This window comes from Micromonospora sp. LOL_024 (genome assembly GCF_048060415.1).
In the GTDB taxonomy this organism is placed as follows: domain Bacteria; phylum Actinomycetota; class Actinomycetes; order Mycobacteriales; family Micromonosporaceae; genus Micromonospora.
In genome coordinates, this window is sequence record NZ_JBHMIS010000023.1 from 40,037 (window position 1) to 56,075 (window position 16,039).

Sequence of the window (16,039 nt, forward strand, 5' to 3'; positions counted from 1 at the left end):
TACCTCCCGGTCAGGGCGTGGTGGGCGCGGGGTGGACGACTTCGGCGGTTCCGGGGTCGGCGACCAGGGCGACCACTGCGGCATCGACGGTGGACTCGCCGGTCACCGAGGCGGCTGCCTCATCGGTGACGACCAGCACGGTGGTGCCGACGCCGACGTTGAGCGGGTCGACGGCGACCAGGTCGGGGCCGTCTGGCCGGACCCGGACCAGGACGAGCCGTCGACCCTGGAGCGAAGGCAGAATGCGGTCTGCCCACACCTTGCCGACGACCTCGCCGAGCATCATCCGGCTTCTCCGCGCAGGCTGGCCATGACCTCGCGGATCCGGGCGGTTTCCGGGTTGTCGAGCAGCGCCGCGGTCATCGGGTGCGGCTTCGGGTAGACCTGTGAACTGCGCAGGTCGCCGTGGGCGCGGATGGCGGCCTCGCCGGCGGCGACGGCCTGCCGTACGGCGGCCAGGGTGCCGCGTACGGCGACGGCGAGGTAGCCGCTGGTGACCCGTTCGACGCCGACGCAGCGCACGTCGGCGGTTTTGATCATGGCTTCGATGCCCGCCGAGAGGGCGACGACGCCGCGGGTCTCGACGATTCCGATCGCAATGTCGGACATGTCTGGTTCTCCTTACCGGCTGTCAGTTGCCGACGAGTTGGGGATCGGCCGCCAGCGCGCTGACGGCGTCGCAGGGGCTCGCGAAGACGATCGAGCGCACCGAGCGGCTCTTGGCTCGGGCGGTCTCCTCGCCGATGTCGACGGCTTCCTCGACGGTGGCGAGGTCTCCGCGTACGGCGACGGCGATGATGCCGCCGCCGAGCCGGACGACCTTCGTCACCTCGACCTCGGTGGCCTTCACCATCGCGTCGACGGCGTCGAAGATGGGAGTGAAGCCTTCGGCTTCGACGAAGCCCACGGCCGTGTTCCGCATGCTGTCTCCTCTAGTGGTGGTCTGGCAGGTTCCAGGACAGGACGGCGCCGCCGGTGCCCCAGACGGGGCCGTAGGCGTGCAGGTGCGCCGGGCCGGTGGTGGCGCCGGTGCCAGCGGCGAAGGCGAGGGCACGGAACTGACTGTCGGCCTGCGCCTGCCGGGCGAACTCCTCGCGGGCGGTGAGGGCCTCGTCGATCTTGCCGGCGGTGAGCAGGTCGAGGATCCGCACGTTCCACTGCTCGTGGCCGGGTTCACCGATGCGGTCCTGGTCGGGTTCGATCCACTGCTGGATGAGCCCGGAGGACATTCCGGTCACCACGACGACGGCGGCGCGCAGGCCGGCGTCGCGGGCTGCGGCGGCGCCGGCCCGACCGACCGTGGCGAGGGTGTCGGCGTCGGCGTAGAGGTTGCAGGAGACCTGCGCCCAGCGCAGTTTCCGGTCCGGGTCGAGCAGTGCGGAGGTGGTGATGGTGCCGGTGTCGATCGGGAAACCGTCGTAGCGGGTCCGCCGGGCCTGCATCCCGCCACTCTGCACCCGGTCGGCCCAGCGTTCGGTGAAGTCGACGTCGAACCGCAGGTCGTAGTCGAGCAGACCGTAGTCGTAGGCGTACCAGTTCTCGTCGACGTGGTGGCCGCGCGGGTTGGGGTCGCACTGGAACTGGTGGCCGAGGACGGTGAACCATTGCGTCGACAGCAGCAGCACCACGTCGGGTTCGAGGCGGCGCAGCCGGGCGCCGACGTCACGGCCCGCGTCGGCCAGCGCCGACCAACTCGGCGCCGGTTGGTCGGCGAGCAGGTGTGGCATGCCGGGCAGCAGTGCCCCGGCGAGGATTCCGGTCCGGTCAGCCATGCTGGCTCCCCTCGGGCAGCCACTCCACCACCGCGTTACCGGTGCCGATGATCGTGCCGTAGCCGAACACGTCACCGCCGACCTTGGGCCAACCCAACGCGGCGAGCATCCAGGTGAGGCTGCCGGCCTTGGTCTCCGAGGCGGTCGCCTCGATGTGTTCGGGGATCAACTCGCGTAGCGGTGCGGTGGGTCCACGGCGGATCGCTTCGAGCAGTTTCATGTCCCACCGGTACTGGTGGTTGTTGTACGGGTGCTCCCGTTCCATGTCCTCCGGCAACTCTGGTTCCTCGTGCCAGTGCAGGTGCGACAACGAGTTGGAGGCGAGCAACACGGCGCGCCGGCCGGTGGCTTCCACGGCCCGCCGGGTGGCCTCGCCGAGGACCTCCATCTCCTCCAGCGACGCGTCGGAGTAGAAGTACGGGTTGTTGTTGGCCGACAGCGAGACCACCGGAATGTCCCAGGCCGGGTTCACCAGGTGCAGGGCGCCGATGGTGGCGTAGTCGACCCGTACCCGGGGGTCGCGCAGCTTGCGGGTGACCAGGCCGAGTCCGTTGGCCTCGTCGGCGATCACCTCGCCGAGTTCGACGTCGGTGTGGAAGTCGTAGTGGTAGCGGAACAGGTGCGGGAAGATCGGCTCCACGGAGGTGCCACGCGGGTTCGGTACGCAGTTGACGTGGTGGCCGACCATCGTGATCCAGTGCGGGGCGTGGACGATGAGCACGTCGGGCTTGTGCACCTCGCGGATGCGGGCGCGCAGACGCTCGTAGGCCCAGCGCAGCGTCTCCCAGCCGCCGGTGGAGCGTGGTTCGTTCTGGGGCGGATTCTCGGCGTAGATCAGGTGTGGCGGGTGCGGGCTGAGGCACCCGGCGACAATGCCCCGCCGAGGTGGTGTGGCGGCCGGCTGCGGGGCTCGTGGGGCGGTGGTGGCACCACCGCGAGCCGACGGCAGCGGCACCCGGAAGACCTTGCTCATGAACACCCCTCCCTGGAGAGCACCCGCACGTAGGAACGCTCGTGCGGGGCGGTGCCGAGAATCTGCAGCCCCTCGTCGTCGAGGGCGAGTTCGTCCGCGGCGAGTGCCGCGTCGTGCCGGATCCAGGCCCGCAACGGGGCCGGGTGTCCACCGTGCACCTCGACGAGGGTGTCCTCGGCGAGGCCGCTGCCGGGCGCGACGTACACCAGACGGCGCTGCCCACGCTGGCCGGTGTAGGGCGGGTTGGTGGTGACGGTGGTCCGCAACCAGCGACGCCCCTCGCGCAGCCGCCGCCGGTTGGCGGCGGTCGTGGCGGCGTCGACGTGGCCGGTCGGGTCGAGTTCCACGCCGTAGCGCCGCCGGGCCTCGGCGGTGGTCAGGTACTCCTGGGCGACGTCCCCGGCGACCTCGTCGGGCGGCCGCTGCAACGGGTCGCCCCAACCGCCGCCGCCGGCCGATTCCATGACGAGTACGTCACCGGCACGCATCGGGAAGCCGGCGACCTTGCCGGGGGTGGCGAAGTCGACCCGGGCACCGTCCGCCCGACGGATGTGGGTCACGGTGGGTGCGCCGGGGCCGCCGTGCCGCAGCCCGTACGGCGGGACGGTGGTCCGGTCGGTCTGTACCGAGTATGCGCCGCCACTGGCCAGCAGGCGGGTTTCCCGGCGGCTGCCGAGCCCGCCCCGGCGTACCCCGTCGCCGCAGGAACCGGTCCGCAGCTCGCACGCCTCGACGAGGATCGGGATCTCGGTCTCCAGCCGTTCGACGGACTGGATGGTGGAGATGTCCCCGAGGTCGACGGGGTTCATCGCGCTGGGTCCGTCGGATTCGAGGAATCCGCCGTTGCCACCCGCCGGGTAGTCGTAGTAGAGGTATGGCCGTCCGGTGTGCTCGTCGACGCCGCCGATGAGGTTCTGGAAGGTGGTGCCGAACTGGTCGGCGGCGATGAGGTCGGGTGCCACCTGGCTGAGCGCGGCCATCACGGCCGAGATGACCCGCTTACGGACCTCACTGTGCGCGTTGGCCGGGGCCGGATAGCTGACGTGCACGACGGTGCCGGGTTCGGTGAGCACCCGAAGTGGCCGGAACGCACCGTGGTTGACCAGGCCACCGGGGTCCAGTGCCGACTTGACCGCGATGAAGACGCCGGCGACGGTCATCGCCCGCGAGGAGTTGACCACGGCGGCGACCTGGGGCGACGAGCTGCGGAAGTCGGCCTCGATCTCGTCGCCGTCGACGGTGAGCAGACAGCGGACGATGGCGGCGTCGTAGTGGTCGTCGGTGTAGAGGTCGAGATAGTCCTCGTACCGGTAGGTGCCGTCGGGCAGGGCCCGGATCATGTTGCGCAGTCGCTGTTCGGTGCGGTCCATGTTGGCGGCGACGGACTCGCCGACCAGGTCGGTGCCGTGCCGGGCGACGAGTTCACGCAGCCGCCGCTCGGCCGTGTGGCAGGCGGCGATGCTCGATTCGAGGTCGCCGCGGCGCTCCTCGGCCATCCGCACGTTGGCGAAGACGATGTCGAAGGCGGCCCGGTTGGGCCGGCCCTGCTCGATCAGCTTGATCGGCGGGATCCGCAGCCCCTCCTGGAGGATCTCGGTGGCCTGGCCGGAGACGCTGCCCGGGGTCATACCGCCGATGTCCGCCCAGTGCATCCGTACGCAGGGGAAGAGGAAGAGCTCTCCGTCGACGAAGACCGGGCTGATCAGGGTCACGTCGTTGAGGTGGCTGCCGCCGCGGTAGGGGTCGTTGACGATGTAGAGGTCACCGGGGCTCATCTCCTCGGCGAAGTCGGCGAAGATCTCGGCGACCGAGGCCGGCATGGCGATGACGTGGCCGGGCATGTCCCGGCCCTGGGCGACCATCTGTCCCTGCGGGTCGAACAGCGCGCACGAGAAGTCCTGCGCGTCGGCGATCACGGGCGAGTGCGCCGTACGGAAGATCGTCTGCCGCATCTCCCGGACGATCGAGATGAGACCTTCGGTGACGACTTCCAGGTCGATCGGGTTCACAGTCATGCGGATGCCTCACTGGTTCCGGCTCGATCCCGGTGGCGGGAGAACGGACCATCTGGGGTGGGCCGCTCGTGGGTGCGCCCACTCTTGCGGGTGGACCGTAGTGCGCTGGACCATATTGTGGTCCTAGGGTTATATTGTGAAACCTAGCAACCGAGAAGGTGGGAAGCAAGATGTCGTACGCCACTGACACCAGCCCGGACGACGGGCCGCCCCCCCGCGAGTCCGGCACGCAGGCACTGGACCGCGCGCTCAGCGTGCTGCTCGCCTTCCGCGGCAACGACACCGAGCGCAAGGTCAGCGACGTCAGCCGCGAACTCGGCCTACACAAGTCGACCGCCAGCCGGCTGTTCCGGGCCCTGGCCGATGCCGGCTTCCTGCAGCGCAACGAGGAGAACGGGAACTACCGCCTCGGGGTCACGGTCTTCGAACTCGGCGCGCGCTACCTCGCCGGCCTCGACCTGCACGCCCTCGCCCGCCCCCTGGTACACCGGCTGGCCGAGGAGGAGGGCGAGAGCGTCAACCTGTCGATCCTGGAGGACCTCGACGCGATCTCGATCCACGTCGTCCAGGGCACCCGCAACCTGCAACTCGTCTCCCGGCTCGGCCGGCGCATCCCGCTGTGGTGCAGCGCCGCCGGCAAGGCCCTGCTGATCGACCAGGACGACGCGGCACTGCGGACCACGCTGGCCACCGCACCGTTCACCGCCCTGACCGGCAACACGATCACCGACCTGGACACGTTCGTGTCCCGGATGGCGACCGTCCGGCAGCAGGGCTGGGCGCTCAACGACCAGGAGAGCGAGCAGGGACTGCGGGTCGTGGCCGCACCGGTCCGCGACCGCCACGGTCGGGTCACCGGCGCCATCAGCGTCTCCGGCCCCATCTTCCGGCTCGACGAGGACCGGGTGGCGCAGCTTGCCACGGCGGCCTGCCGGACCGCCGACGATCTGTCCCGGCAACTCGGGCACGGCTTCGGCGACGTCTGGGGCGACTGACCCGGTCAAAACTTCTCCTGCACCACGTCGGGTCGTACCCGCACGTGCAGCACGGCCGGCCCGACCAGCGGCAGCAGCTCGTCGAAGGCCGCCTGCGCGCCCACTTCGTCGGTGACGGTCCACGCCGGCACCCCGAGCGCGCGGGCTGCCGCGGCGAGGTCCCGTTCGGGAAAGCGGGCCAACTCCGGATCGACTCCGCGGGGGGCGAGTTTGCGCACCTCCGCGCCGTACGCGGCGTCGTCGAGCAGCACCAGCAGCACCGGCGCGTCGACCCGGGCCAGAGTGTCCAGCTCACCGAGCCCGGTGAGCAGGCTGCCGTCGCCCTCGAAGGCGACCACCGGCCGGTCGGGACGCCCCACGGCGGCACCCACCGCGAACGGCAGCCCGACGCCGATGCTGCCGAACTCCCACGGCGCGAGGAACGACCGGTCGGTGGCGACCGAGTCGAGCAGCAGATTGGGCCAGCCACCGAAGTGACCGACGCCGACCACGGTGGTCCGCTCGCGCGGCAGGCGGCCGGCGCAGATTCGGATGAACTCCCGCGGGTCGATCCGGGCAGCCGAGGATTCGATGGGCAGGCCGGCGAACGGGTCGGCGGCCGCCAGCTCTGCCGACAGGCCCGGACGACGCCAGTGTGGCCGGCTCACCGGTGCCAGCACCGCCGATACCGCCCGGGCCGTCTCGCCCGCGTCGCCGACCACCCCGGCGGCCACCGGCCAGCGGGCCCCGATCGCCGCCGGGTCGACGTCCACGCTGACCACCGCCGCATCCGGGAAGAGGGCACCATGATCGACGGTCCACCGGTTGAGCCCAGCCCCGAAGGTGACCACCAGGTCCGCCCCGGCCAACGTCCGCCGGGTCAGCGGCCTAGCCAGCCCACCAGCCACCCCGAGGTTGAACGGATGCCCGGCGAACAGGCCGGCGGCCATCAACGTGGTGGCGAGCAGGGCCCCGCTGCGGTCGGCGAGTTCCCGGATCTCGGCGGCGGCCGGCTCGGCGCCCCGGCCGGCGAGCAGCACCGGGCGGTGCGCCGCACGTAGCCGTAGCGCGAGCGCTTCGACGTCGACGGGATCCGGCACGAGCGGTCGCGGCAGGCGGGGCACCGCCGGCACCGGGACGACCGTGCCGGCCGGCACCGGCTCTTCGGCAAGGTCGATCGGCACGTTCAGCACGACCGGGCCGGGCATCTCGCGGGCCGCCCGGAACGCCAGCCCGACATCCCGTACGGCGGTCCCGGCGGCGGTCGTCGGCACGAACGTGCCCGCGGTCGCCAGCACGAACGGCTGCTGATCGAAGTGCTGCACGTGCAGCGGGTCGCCGGGCGGGGTGTCGCCGGCGATCAGGACCAGCGGGGTACGGGCCTGCCGGGCGATGGTCAACGCCGCCCCGGCCACCGCCAGCCCCGGCCCGTGGGTGACGGTGGCGACCGCACACCGGCCGGTGGTCCGGGCGTACCCGTCGGCCATCATCACCGCGGCGTTCTCGTTACGGGCCGCGACGAACCGCACACCGTGCCGGTTCACCAGGTCGGCGACCAGGAACATGTTGGCGTCGCCGAGCAGACCGAAGACGGTGTCGACGCCGTGCGCGACAACGGCGTCGGCGATCGCCTCGAAGACCTTCATCGCGCGCCCCCGTCGAGGTATCCGCCGGGCGGGCGTAGCGCCACACTCAGCGCCCCGAGGTAGGAGTCGTTGGCCACCGCCTCGAACCGCGGACCGGCCAGCCGGGCAGCGCGCTTGGTCATCGAACGGCCGACCGCCGACGTGGCGAGCAACCGGTCGGTGATGCCGGCGACGGCGACCGGCAGTTCCTCGGCGTCGACCACGCCGGTGACCAGACGCAGGGCCAGCATGTCGGCGGGTTCGACCCGCTCGCCGAGCAGCAACCAACGCTTGGCCAGGTCGGCACCGACCAGATCGGCGAGGATCGCCATGCCGCTCCAGGTCAGCGGGATACCGAAGGTCACCTCGGGGAAGGTGAAGAACGCGCTGTCGGCGGCCACCCGCAGGTCGCTGGCGAGCCCGAGTACGGCACCCGAGCCGATCGCCGGCCCGTTGAAGGCAGCGACCGTCGTCTGCTCCAGCCGGTACCAGCGCTCGACGAGTTCGCCGGTACGCCGCTGGACGTACATGGTGGCCTCGGCATCGAGGTCGGTCAGCTCGTGCAGGTCGGTGCCGGCACAGAACGCCGTGCCCTCGCCGGTGAGCACCACCACCTCGACCGTGCGGTCCCGGCCGAGTTCGTGCAACACGTCCTCGAAGCGGGCGAGCATGTCGAGGTTGAAGCTGTTGCGCCGCAGTGGCCGGTGCAGGGTCACCCGGGCCAACCGGCCGGAGCGGTGCAGCAGCACGGACTGGTCAATGGTCATGTTGACTCCGAGGTCAGGAGGGCTCGGTCGACGAGCGCGGCGGCATGGCCGACGTACGACAGCGGGTCGAGCAACCCGGCCAGTTCACTGCCGGGCAGGGCGGCGGCCACCTGCGGGTCGGCGCGCAGCACCTCGACGAACGAGCGGTTCTGCTCCAGGCTGTCGCGCACGATCCGCATCACCAGGTGGTGGGCCTGCTCGCGGCCGAGCCGGTCGGCGAGGCGGAGCATGACCGCCTCGGACAGCACGAGCCCACCGGTGATGTCCAGGTTGGCGCGCATCCGGTCCGGGTTGACGCCAAGGTCGCCGAAGACCTCGACCAACCGTTCCAGGGCACCACCGATGAGGATGAAACATTCCGGCAGCAGCTTCCACAGCGTCATGCCGACACCCATGTCGCGGTCGTCCTGGGCGACCATGGTCTGCAGTGCCAGCGGCACCTGGGCGCGCAGAGTGCCGGCGGCGGCGATCACCGCCTCGCACCGGATCGGATTGCGTTTGTGCGGCATGGTGCTGCTGCCGACCTGGGTGGCACGTTGCGGCTCGTGGGCCTCGCCGACCTCGGTACGCCCAAGGAAGTAGACCTCCCGGGCCAGCTTCTCGGCGCTGGCGGCGACCAGCCCGAGGACCATCAGGCACTCGGCGAACCGGTCCGACGTGGCATGCCACGGGGTGTCCGCGACTCCGAGGCCGAGTTCGTCGGCCACCGCGCGTTCCAGGGCGAACGCCTGCGGGCCGTAGCCGGCCATCGTGCCGGCGGCCCCACCCATGCTGGTCACCAGCAGCCGTTCGCGCATCTGGGCGAGTCGGGCCCGGTGCCGTTGCAGCTCGCTCTGCCACACCGCGCAGCGCAGACCGAACGTGGTCGGCAGCGCCTGCTGGCCGTGGGTCCGGGCCGGCATCGGGGTGGCCCGGTGTCGCAGGGCCAGCCGGCGCAGAATGCGTACCAGCTCGTCGACCTGGCCCGCGACGACGTCCAGGCCGGCCCGGGCCCGCAGCACGAAACCGGTGTCCATCACGTCCTGGGTGGTCGCACCGAGATGGACGTAACGGCCGGCGTCGCCGGGGCAGGCGTCGGTCAGCGCCCGGACCAGCGGGACCAGCGGGTGCACGGTGTCGGCGGCGCCGGCGGCGAGCACCGCCGTGTCGAGCCGGTCGAGACAGGCGACGTCGGTGATCGCCTGGGCCGCCGCCGACGGGATGACGCCGAGGCCTGCCTGGCCGCGGGCCAGGGCCGCCTCGACGTCGAGCCAGGACTGCATGAGCTGGCGGTCGTTGAAGATCCCGCGCATCTCGGCGTTGCCGAAGAAGCTGGTGACGGTCAACGAGTCCAGAAAGCACGAGCCGAGTTGCATCAGCGCTCCTCCTCACCGGTGAGCAGGCCGAGCGCGGCACGCCGGTCGACCTTGCCGGACGGCAGCAACGGCAGGCCCGGCACCGTCCGGATCAGTGTCGGCACCTTGTGTCGGGCCAGCCGGGCGGCGGCCACCCCGGTGAGCCGGTCGGGGCCGACGTCGGCGCCAGCGGCGGCGACGACGAGGGCGCCGACCTCCTCGCCCCAGCGCGGCGAGGGCACACCGAGTACGCACACCTGGGCGACGGCCGGGTCGTCGAGCAACGCCGCCTCCACCTCGGCCGGGCTGACGTTCTCGCCGCCCCGGATGATCAGTTCCTTGACCCGGCCGGTGAGGGTGAAGATCCGGTCGGCGTCGAGCGCGCCCAGGTCTCCGGTACGCAGCCAGCCGTCGGTGGTGACCGTGGCCCGGGTGGCGTCCGGGTCGTCGATGTAGCCGACGGTCACCGACTCGCCACGCACCAGCAGCTCACCGGGCTGGCCGGCGGGCAGTTCGGTCCGGGTGCCGGGGGCCACGACGGCGGCACCCAGGTCCGGGACGATCCGGCCGACCGTGTCGCCGGGCCTGCCGCAGCTGCCGTCTCCGGGGTCGACGCTGATCGTCGGCCCGGCCTCGGTCTGGCCGTAGACCACAGCGATGTGGTCCAGCCCGAGCACCCGCCGGGTTCGGGCGAGCAGCGCCGGTGCGCAGGGCGCACCGCCGAGGAATCCGACCCGCAGCGACGACAGGTCGAAGCGGTCCGGTTCCGCCTCGACCGTGTCGGCGAGCAGCGTCGCCATCGTCGGTACGGCCTGTAGCACGGTGCACCGGTGCCGGGCGATCTGGGCCAGCACCGGCTCGGACCGGAACCGGCGGACCGACACCCACAACGCCCCGGTGACCAGGGCCAGTAGGGCGCCGCTGCCGAGGCCGGCCGCGTGTGCCAGGGGCAGCGGCGAGGCGATCCGTTCGTCGGCACCGAGGCCAGCGGCGTCGGCCGTCCACCGCGCGTTGGCGATCAGGTTGCGGGCACTGAGCGAGACCATTTTGGCCGGGCCGGTCGATCCCGAGGTGAACTGGATGTTCAAGGTGGCGTCCGGGTGTCCGGCCGGGGCCGGCACGGAGTCCGTCCAGCCGCGCAGCCCGGCCAGGTCGTCGCCGAACGCGTGCCAGCCGTCGGGGCGGGCGGCCGGCGGCAGGCCGGCGACGACCCGCGCGGCGGTGGCCGGACCGTCGCGGTCGCGCACCTGGTTCGCGACGAAGAGCCGGCGCGGGCGGCTACGGGCCAGTGCCTCGGTCAGCTCCGGGGTGGTCAGGCCGGGATGCAGGGTCACCAGGGCGGCACCCCGCCAGGCCGCAGCGCCCAGCAGGACCAGCCAGCCGAGACTGTTCTCGGCCCACACCGCGATCCGGTCGCCGCGACCGACCCCGAGCGCGGCCAGCACGGCGGCCCCCCGGCCAGCGAGGTCGGCGAACTCTCCCGCCGACACCGGTCGGTCCAGTTCGTCGAAGGCGTACAGCGGGCGGTCAGGTTCCCGGGCGGCGCGGTCCAGGACGATGGTGTCGAGGGCGCAGGGGCTCACCAAATCACTCCTTGACGAGCAGCAGGTTTCCGTGGTCGTCGACGGCCGCGGTCCAGCCGGCACCGACCACGGTCGTACTGCCGTTCTCCCGGACCACGGCCGGTCCAGGCACGGCGGCACCGGGAACCAGCTCGGTACGGCGGCAGACGGTAGCGTCGTCCCAGCCCTCCGAGCCGTAGATCCGGGTCCGCTCCGGCTGCGGCGGAGTGCCGGTCGGGGGCACGAACCGTACGGCGGGTCGGGGGCCGAACGCCGTCAGCCGGCAGTTGACGATCTCGGCAGGGTGCCCGGACCGGGCGTACGCGTACCGGTCGGCGTAGGTGGTGTGGAACGCCGCGACCAGCTCCTCGACCGTCGTCGGCACATCCTCGACGGGTACGGCGAGGTCGAAGGACTGGCCCCGGAACCGCATGCCGACCGACAGGCCGAACGTGACCTTGTCAGGTTCGACACCGTCCTCCGCCTTGAGCTGTCCGCGCGCCACCTCGCGCAGTTCGGCCACGACGGCGCGGACGGCGCCCAAGCCCGTCTCGTCGGCCGGCACCAGCACCGTACGCACGTAGTCGTGCCGGGCCTGGGCGGTGACGAAGCCGAGCGCGGAGAAGTTGCCCGGCACCGGCGGCACCAGCACCCGGCGGATGCCCAGCTCGTCGGCGAGCACGGTGGCGTGCATCGGGCCGGCCCCACCGAACGGCATCAGCACGAAGTCCCGGGGGTCGTGACCGCAGGCGACCGAGATCTCCTTGATCGCGCTGGTCATCTTGGTGGTGGCGATCTTGAGAATGCCGTGTGCCAGCTCCAGGTCGTCGAGGCCGAACTCGGTGGCGAGCCGGTGCATGGCCGTCCGGGCGGCGGTGAGGTCGAGGCGTACCTCGCCACCGAGGCTCTCCTGCGGGTCGAGGTGGCCGACGACCAGGTGCGCGTCGGTGGTCGTCGGCTCGGTGCCGCCCCGGCCGTACGCGGCGGGGCCGGGCGTCGAGCCGGCGCTGCGTGGCCCGATCCGCAGCTCGCCGCCCACGTCCCGCCAGGCGATCGAGCCACCGCCGGCACCGATTGTGTTGATCTCGACCTGGAAGGTGCGGTTCGGGTACCCGGCGATCTTCCCGTCGTTGGTCATCAACGGGGTGCCGTTCTTGATCAGGCAGACGTCGGTGCTGGTGCCCCCGATGTCGCAGGTGATCACGTTCGGGTAGCCGGCCAACTCGGCGACGTGGACACTCGCGGCGACTCCGCCGGCCGGACCGGACAGCGCCAGGTTGATCGGCAGCCGGCCGGCCTCCTCGGTGGAGACGACCCCGCCGCTACTGGTCATGATCGACAACGGGTGGGTGTAGCCGCCCGCCGCGAGCGTGGTACCGAGCCCGCGCAGGTAGTCGGCGACCGTCGACCGGACGCTCGCGTTGAGCACGGTGGTCGTGAACCGCTCGTACTCGCCCTGCTCCGGCACCACTTCCGAGGAAATTGTGCAGACCAGACCGGGGTAGCGCTCGGCGAGCCGGGAGGCCGCCGCCCGCTCGTGCGCCGGGTTGCGGTAGGAGTGCAGCAGACAGACGGCGACGGCCTTCGGCCCGGCGGCAGCCACCCGGTCCAGCACGACGTCGAGGTCGGCGGTGTCCAGCGGCCGTGCGACACTGCCGTCGGCGCCGATCCGCTCGGGCAGCACGTGCCGCAGCCGACGCGGGGCCAGCGGCGGGCGCCCCGCCTCCTTCACGCTGTATAGCTGCGGCCGGTGCCCCAGCCCCATCTCCAGGACGTCGCGGAAGCCCTCCGTGGTGACCACGCTGACCGGCTCGCCGGAGCCTTCCAGCAGCGCGTTGGTGACCCGGGTGGTGCCGTGGACGAAACGGTCGACCTCGTCGAGGCGTACGCCGAGCTTGGCCAGGCCCTCGAAGATGGCCGCGGCCGGGTCGTCGGGCGTGGACAGGGTCTTGGCCTCGGCGAGCCGGGCGGTGGCCGGCTCGTACACGATGACGTCGGTGAAGGTGCCACCGATGTCGACGCCGATGCACAGCATGGCGAGCCTTTCGGGTAGTGGTGGGCGCGCCGGATCGGGCGGAGCGTCGCCGGCCCGCCGTCGGGCGGCCTGGCTAGAAGGTGACGCCGTAGCGGCGCAGGGTCTTGCTGCTGACGACCCGCAGGATCCAGTCGAAGAGGTAGCCGAGCAGGCCCAGGGCGATGATGCCGACGAAGACCCACTCCGTCTTGGCGTAGTTGCGGGCGGTCCAGATGAGTGATCCGAGGCCGCTCTGCGCCGCCACGATCTCGGCGGAGACGATGGTCAGGAAGGAGTTGCCCATGGCCAGCCGAGCGCCGGTCACGACGTGCGGCACCGTCGACGGCAGCACCACCGAAACCAGGGTGCGGGCCGGCTTGGCCCCGAGCGCCCGGGCTGCCCGCAGCCGCAGCTCGTCGACCGACAGGACTCCGGCCAGCGTGTTGAGCGCGACGATGAAGACGGTCGTGTAGAAGATCAACGCGACCTTCGACGCCTCGCCCGGCCCGAGCCAGATGATCGCCAGCGTGACGAAGGCGATCGGCGGCACGAAGCGGAAGAACTGGATGTACGGGTCCAGCATCAGCCGCAGCCACGGCACACAGCCCATCAGCAGTCCGACCGGCCCGCCGATCACGACGCCCAACGCCCAGCCGGTCAGGATCCGGGTCGACGAGGCGCTGACCGAGCTCCACAGCGTGCCGTCCTGGACCAGGTCGACCGCGCCCCGCCAGGTGAGCAACGGCGAAGGCAGGAAGAAGGCGGTGTAGTTGCGGCTGACCAGGTCCCAGATGACGATGCCGAGCACCACCGACAGGACCGACAACCCGACCCGGGCCAGCCGGGGGCGGCTCCGGCGTCGCCGGGTCGGACCGGGCTCGTCCCGGCCGGCCCTCTCCGCCCTGGAGCGGACGTCCACGCTCATCGTCGCGCACTCCTCTCACCACCGGCGGGCCGGCCGTCGTCGCTGGCGCCTTCCGTGGCATCCCGCCCGTCGTGCCCGTCGTCGAGACCCTGAGCCCGCAGGGTCCGCGCCACCTCCGCGCCGATGTCCTCGCGCAGGCGGCGGAAGAGCGCGGCGCTCGCCGGGTCGGTCAGGTCGCGGGGCCGGGGCAGATCGCACGGGTAGACGTTCTTGATCGCAGCCGAAGGACCGGCGGTCATCGTGACGATCCGGTCGCCGAGCAGAATCGCCTCGCTGATGTCGTGCGTGACGAACACGATGGTGGCGCCGGTCTCCCGCCAGATCCGGTCGAGTTCGACCTGCATCACCAGCCGGGTCTGCGCGTCCAGAGCGCCGAACGGCTCGTCCATCAGCACGACCGACGGTTCGTTGGCCAGCACCCGGGCCAGCTGAGCGCGCTGACGCATACCACCGGAGAGTTGGCCGGGGAACCGGTCGGCGCTGTGGCTGAGCCCGACCATGGTGAGGTAGCGGTCGACCGCGGTGGCCCGCTGCGCCCTGCCGACACCCCGCATCCGCGGACCGAAGTCGACGTTCTGTCGTACCGTCAGCCACGGGAAGAGAGCCTCGGCGCTCTGGAACACCACGCCGCGCGACACGTCGGGGCCGGTGACCCGCACGCCCGCGCAGGTCACCTCCCCGTCGACCGGCTTGACGAACCCGGCGATCGCGTTGAGCAGCGTCGACTTGCCGCAGCCGCTGGGACCCAGCAGGCAGACGAACTCCCCGCCGTCGATGTCCAGGTTCGCCTGACGGACCGCCACGAAGTCGTCGAACCGGATGTCGACGTCGCGTACGGACACCGGGGAGCCGGAGCGGGTCACACCACTCCCCTGACCATGACCGCCGCCGGGTCGGCCTTCTGGTCCACGATCTTGCTGTCCTGCTGGAACTGGGCGATCTCGTGGTACCGCTCGATGTCCGCGTCGGTGAAGTCCCGGACCTGGCACTGCACGCCGTCGAGGAGGGCCTGCGCCTCGGCCGCCGGCACCTTGATCGCGGTCTCGGTGACCGTGCCGGCCTTGGCCGGGTCGGCGGTGATCTGCTCGCACGCCTGGGCGATGGTCTCGACGACCTTCTTGGCCGTTTCCTGGTTGGCCTCGTACCAGGCACCGTCGACGCCGACGATCAGGTTGTAGACGTATCCGATGTCGCCGCTGGTCAGCAGCACCGTGCCGCCGTTGGCGACGCCCCGCGACGGCCACGGCTCCCACATGATGTAGCCGTCGACGTCGCCGCGCTGTAGTAGTGCCGGCATCTCGGCGGGCGAGGCGTTGACGAACTCCACCGCGTCACGGCTGATGCCCTCGGTGTCGAGAACCTTGTTGGTGGCGTACTCGTTGACGGTCCCCGGCACGACGCCGTACTTCTTGATGCCGGCGACGTCGGTGATGCCGGATCGGGCGACGAGTTTGATGAAGCTGGGTGACTGCGAGAAGACCGCGAGCCCCTTGATGTCGCCCCGGGTCGCCCGGTTGAGCAGGCTCGACTCGGTGCTGGCAGTGACCTGGCCCTGCTTGGCCAGGATCGCGTCGAGCCCGCCGGTGCCCTCCTGGTACTGGGTGACGGTCACGTTGAGGCCGGCCTGGTCGAAGAGGTTGTCCTGGTCGGCGAGGTAGATCGGCGAGTACGCCGGGTCGACGCCGACACCGAAGTTGACGGCGGCGGAGGTCGCGGCGTCGCCGTCGTCGGACCCTCCGGAGGACTGGTTCTCGGAACACCCCGCCACCGCGACGGTCATCAGCAGGGCTGCGGCCGTGGCCCGAACTCGCATTCTCATGGCTACCCCAGACTAAGCGGCTCATATTGTGGTCATGGTTGCTTAATGTGGGACGCTACTGTGAAGTGGTTTACATCGTCAAGAGTTCCGCCGACACCCCCTAGACACAGACAGTAGCCAAAGTCAGGCGGGTGACGCCCAGCCCGGTCATCCATCCCCGACGAGATGGCGGCCAACAAGAGCCTGACCAACACCCGTTTCACACGGCGAATCCGAAATCTCGGCCGGCTGCGACACACGTCAGGCCAATAACTGAACG

Annotated in this window: 15 protein-coding genes; 1 reads left to right on the forward strand and 14 read right to left on the reverse strand. The window is 71.3% G+C overall.

Annotation, left to right across the window (positions count from 1 at the left end):
* Positions 1-10: 10 nt before the first annotated feature.
* The 6 genes from ACFHWY_RS20950 to ACFHWY_RS20975 are packed head-to-tail and all read right to left on the reverse strand — an operon-like array spanning position 11 to position 4,760.
* Entirely contained in the window at positions 11-286 is a 276-nt protein-coding gene (locus ACFHWY_RS20950) for a EutN/CcmL family microcompartment protein (RefSeq protein WP_416581924.1), read from the reverse strand.
* Entirely contained in the window at positions 283-609 is a 327-nt protein-coding gene (locus ACFHWY_RS20955) for a BMC domain-containing protein (protein ID WP_416581925.1), read from the reverse strand. The genes ACFHWY_RS20950 and ACFHWY_RS20955 overlap by 4 nt, the downstream gene beginning before the upstream one ends.
* Before the next feature lie 22 nt (positions 610-631).
* Positions 632-922: a BMC domain-containing protein gene (locus ACFHWY_RS20960; RefSeq protein ID WP_117230022.1), complete on the reverse strand. Its 291-nt coding sequence runs from the start codon at positions 920-922 to the stop codon at positions 632-634.
* Positions 923-932: 10 nt separating this feature from the next.
* Positions 933-1,772: a 2-amino-5-chlorophenol 1,6-dioxygenase subunit alpha gene (locus ACFHWY_RS20965; RefSeq protein ID WP_416581926.1), complete on the reverse strand. Its 840-nt coding sequence runs from the start codon at positions 1,770-1,772 to the stop codon at positions 933-935.
* A complete protein-coding gene (locus ACFHWY_RS20970; protein WP_416581927.1) occupies positions 1,765-2,745 on the reverse strand; it encodes a tRNA U-34 5-methylaminomethyl-2-thiouridine biosynthesis protein in 981 nt (326 codons plus the stop codon). Before ACFHWY_RS20970 ends, ACFHWY_RS20965 begins: the two co-directional genes overlap by 8 nt.
* Complete coding sequence (locus tag ACFHWY_RS20975; protein WP_416581928.1) at positions 2,742-4,760, reverse strand: hydantoinase B/oxoprolinase family protein; 2,019 nt, start codon at positions 4,758-4,760, stop codon at positions 2,742-2,744. Before ACFHWY_RS20975 ends, ACFHWY_RS20970 begins: the two co-directional genes overlap by 4 nt.
* 170 nt (positions 4,761-4,930) lie before the next feature.
* Between ACFHWY_RS20975 and ACFHWY_RS20980 the strand changes: the two genes are divergently transcribed.
* Positions 4,931-5,755: an IclR family transcriptional regulator gene (locus ACFHWY_RS20980; RefSeq protein ID WP_416581929.1), complete on the forward strand. Its 825-nt coding sequence runs from the start codon at positions 4,931-4,933 to the stop codon at positions 5,753-5,755.
* A 5-nt stretch (positions 5,756-5,760) separates the two neighbouring features.
* Here the strand turns inward: ACFHWY_RS20980 and ACFHWY_RS20985 are convergent, their stop codons facing one another.
* From ACFHWY_RS20985 to ACFHWY_RS21020, 8 genes are all read right to left on the reverse strand, one after another.
* A complete protein-coding gene (locus ACFHWY_RS20985; protein ID WP_416581930.1) occupies positions 5,761-7,380 on the reverse strand; it encodes a thiamine pyrophosphate-binding protein in 1,620 nt (539 codons plus the stop codon).
* Positions 7,377-8,126 (reverse strand): enoyl-CoA hydratase/isomerase family protein, encoded by a 750-nt coding sequence (locus ACFHWY_RS20990; protein ID WP_416581931.1) that lies wholly within the window; start codon positions 8,124-8,126, stop codon positions 7,377-7,379. The genes ACFHWY_RS20985 and ACFHWY_RS20990 overlap by 4 nt, the downstream gene beginning before the upstream one ends.
* Positions 8,123-9,481 (reverse strand): adenylosuccinate lyase, encoded by a 1,359-nt coding sequence (gene purB, locus ACFHWY_RS20995; protein WP_416581932.1) that lies wholly within the window; start codon positions 9,479-9,481, stop codon positions 8,123-8,125. Before purB ends, ACFHWY_RS20990 begins: the two co-directional genes overlap by 4 nt.
* Positions 9,481-11,043, reverse strand: coding sequence for a class I adenylate-forming enzyme family protein (locus ACFHWY_RS21000; RefSeq protein WP_416581933.1), 1,563 nt, complete (start codon positions 11,041-11,043; stop codon positions 9,481-9,483). The genes purB and ACFHWY_RS21000 overlap by 1 nt, the downstream gene beginning before the upstream one ends.
* Before the next feature lie 4 nt (positions 11,044-11,047).
* Positions 11,048-13,057: a hydantoinase/oxoprolinase family protein gene (locus tag ACFHWY_RS21005; protein ID WP_416581934.1), complete on the reverse strand. Its 2,010-nt coding sequence runs from the start codon at positions 13,055-13,057 to the stop codon at positions 11,048-11,050.
* Positions 13,058-13,130: 73 nt separating this feature from the next.
* A complete protein-coding gene (locus ACFHWY_RS21010; protein WP_416581935.1) occupies positions 13,131-13,961 on the reverse strand; it encodes an ABC transporter permease in 831 nt (276 codons plus the stop codon).
* Positions 13,958-14,824 carry an ABC transporter ATP-binding protein gene (locus ACFHWY_RS21015; RefSeq protein ID WP_416581936.1) on the reverse strand — a complete coding sequence of 289 codons (867 nt, stop codon included), beginning with the start codon at positions 14,822-14,824 and terminating at the stop codon, positions 13,958-13,960. The genes ACFHWY_RS21010 and ACFHWY_RS21015 overlap by 4 nt, the downstream gene beginning before the upstream one ends.
* Positions 14,821-15,780, reverse strand: a complete 960-nt coding sequence (locus ACFHWY_RS21020) for an ABC transporter substrate-binding protein (protein WP_416581937.1) — start codon at positions 15,778-15,780, stop codon at positions 14,821-14,823. The genes ACFHWY_RS21015 and ACFHWY_RS21020 overlap by 4 nt, the downstream gene beginning before the upstream one ends.
* Between the last annotated feature and the right edge of the window lie 259 nt (positions 15,781-16,039).

Excerpts from the sequence above, each read along its gene's own strand:
- ACFHWY_RS20950 (WP_416581924.1), bottom strand. The coding sequence starts at position 286 with ATGATGCTCGGCGAGGTCGTCGGCAAGGTGTGGGCAGACCGCATTCTG.
- ACFHWY_RS20955 (WP_416581925.1), bottom strand. The coding sequence starts at position 609 with ATGTCCGACATTGCGATCGGAATCGTCGAGACCCGCGGCGTCGTCGCC.
- ACFHWY_RS20960 (WP_117230022.1), bottom strand. The coding sequence starts at position 922 with ATGCGGAACACGGCCGTGGGCTTCGTCGAAGCCGAAGGCTTCACTCCC.
- ACFHWY_RS20965 (WP_416581926.1), bottom strand. The coding sequence starts at position 1,772 with ATGGCTGACCGGACCGGAATCCTCGCCGGGGCACTGCTGCCCGGCATG.
- ACFHWY_RS20970 (WP_416581927.1), bottom strand. The coding sequence starts at position 2,745 with ATGAGCAAGGTCTTCCGGGTGCCGCTGCCGTCGGCTCGCGGTGGTGCC.
- ACFHWY_RS20975 (WP_416581928.1), bottom strand. The coding sequence starts at position 4,760 with ATGACTGTGAACCCGATCGACCTGGAAGTCGTCACCGAAGGTCTCATC.
- ACFHWY_RS20980 (WP_416581929.1), top strand. The coding sequence starts at position 4,931 with ATGTCGTACGCCACTGACACCAGCCCGGACGACGGGCCGCCCCCCCGC.
- ACFHWY_RS20985 (WP_416581930.1), bottom strand. The coding sequence starts at position 7,380 with ATGAAGGTCTTCGAGGCGATCGCCGACGCCGTTGTCGCGCACGGCGTC.
- ACFHWY_RS20990 (WP_416581931.1), bottom strand. The coding sequence starts at position 8,126 with ATGACCATTGACCAGTCCGTGCTGCTGCACCGCTCCGGCCGGTTGGCC.
- purB (WP_416581932.1), bottom strand. The coding sequence starts at position 9,481 with ATGCAACTCGGCTCGTGCTTTCTGGACTCGTTGACCGTCACCAGCTTC.
- ACFHWY_RS21005 (WP_416581934.1), bottom strand. The coding sequence starts at position 13,057 with ATGCTGTGCATCGGCGTCGACATCGGTGGCACCTTCACCGACGTCATC.
- ACFHWY_RS21010 (WP_416581935.1), bottom strand. The coding sequence starts at position 13,961 with ATGAGCGTGGACGTCCGCTCCAGGGCGGAGAGGGCCGGCCGGGACGAG.
- ACFHWY_RS21020 (WP_416581937.1), bottom strand. The coding sequence starts at position 15,780 with ATGAGAATGCGAGTTCGGGCCACGGCCGCAGCCCTGCTGATGACCGTC.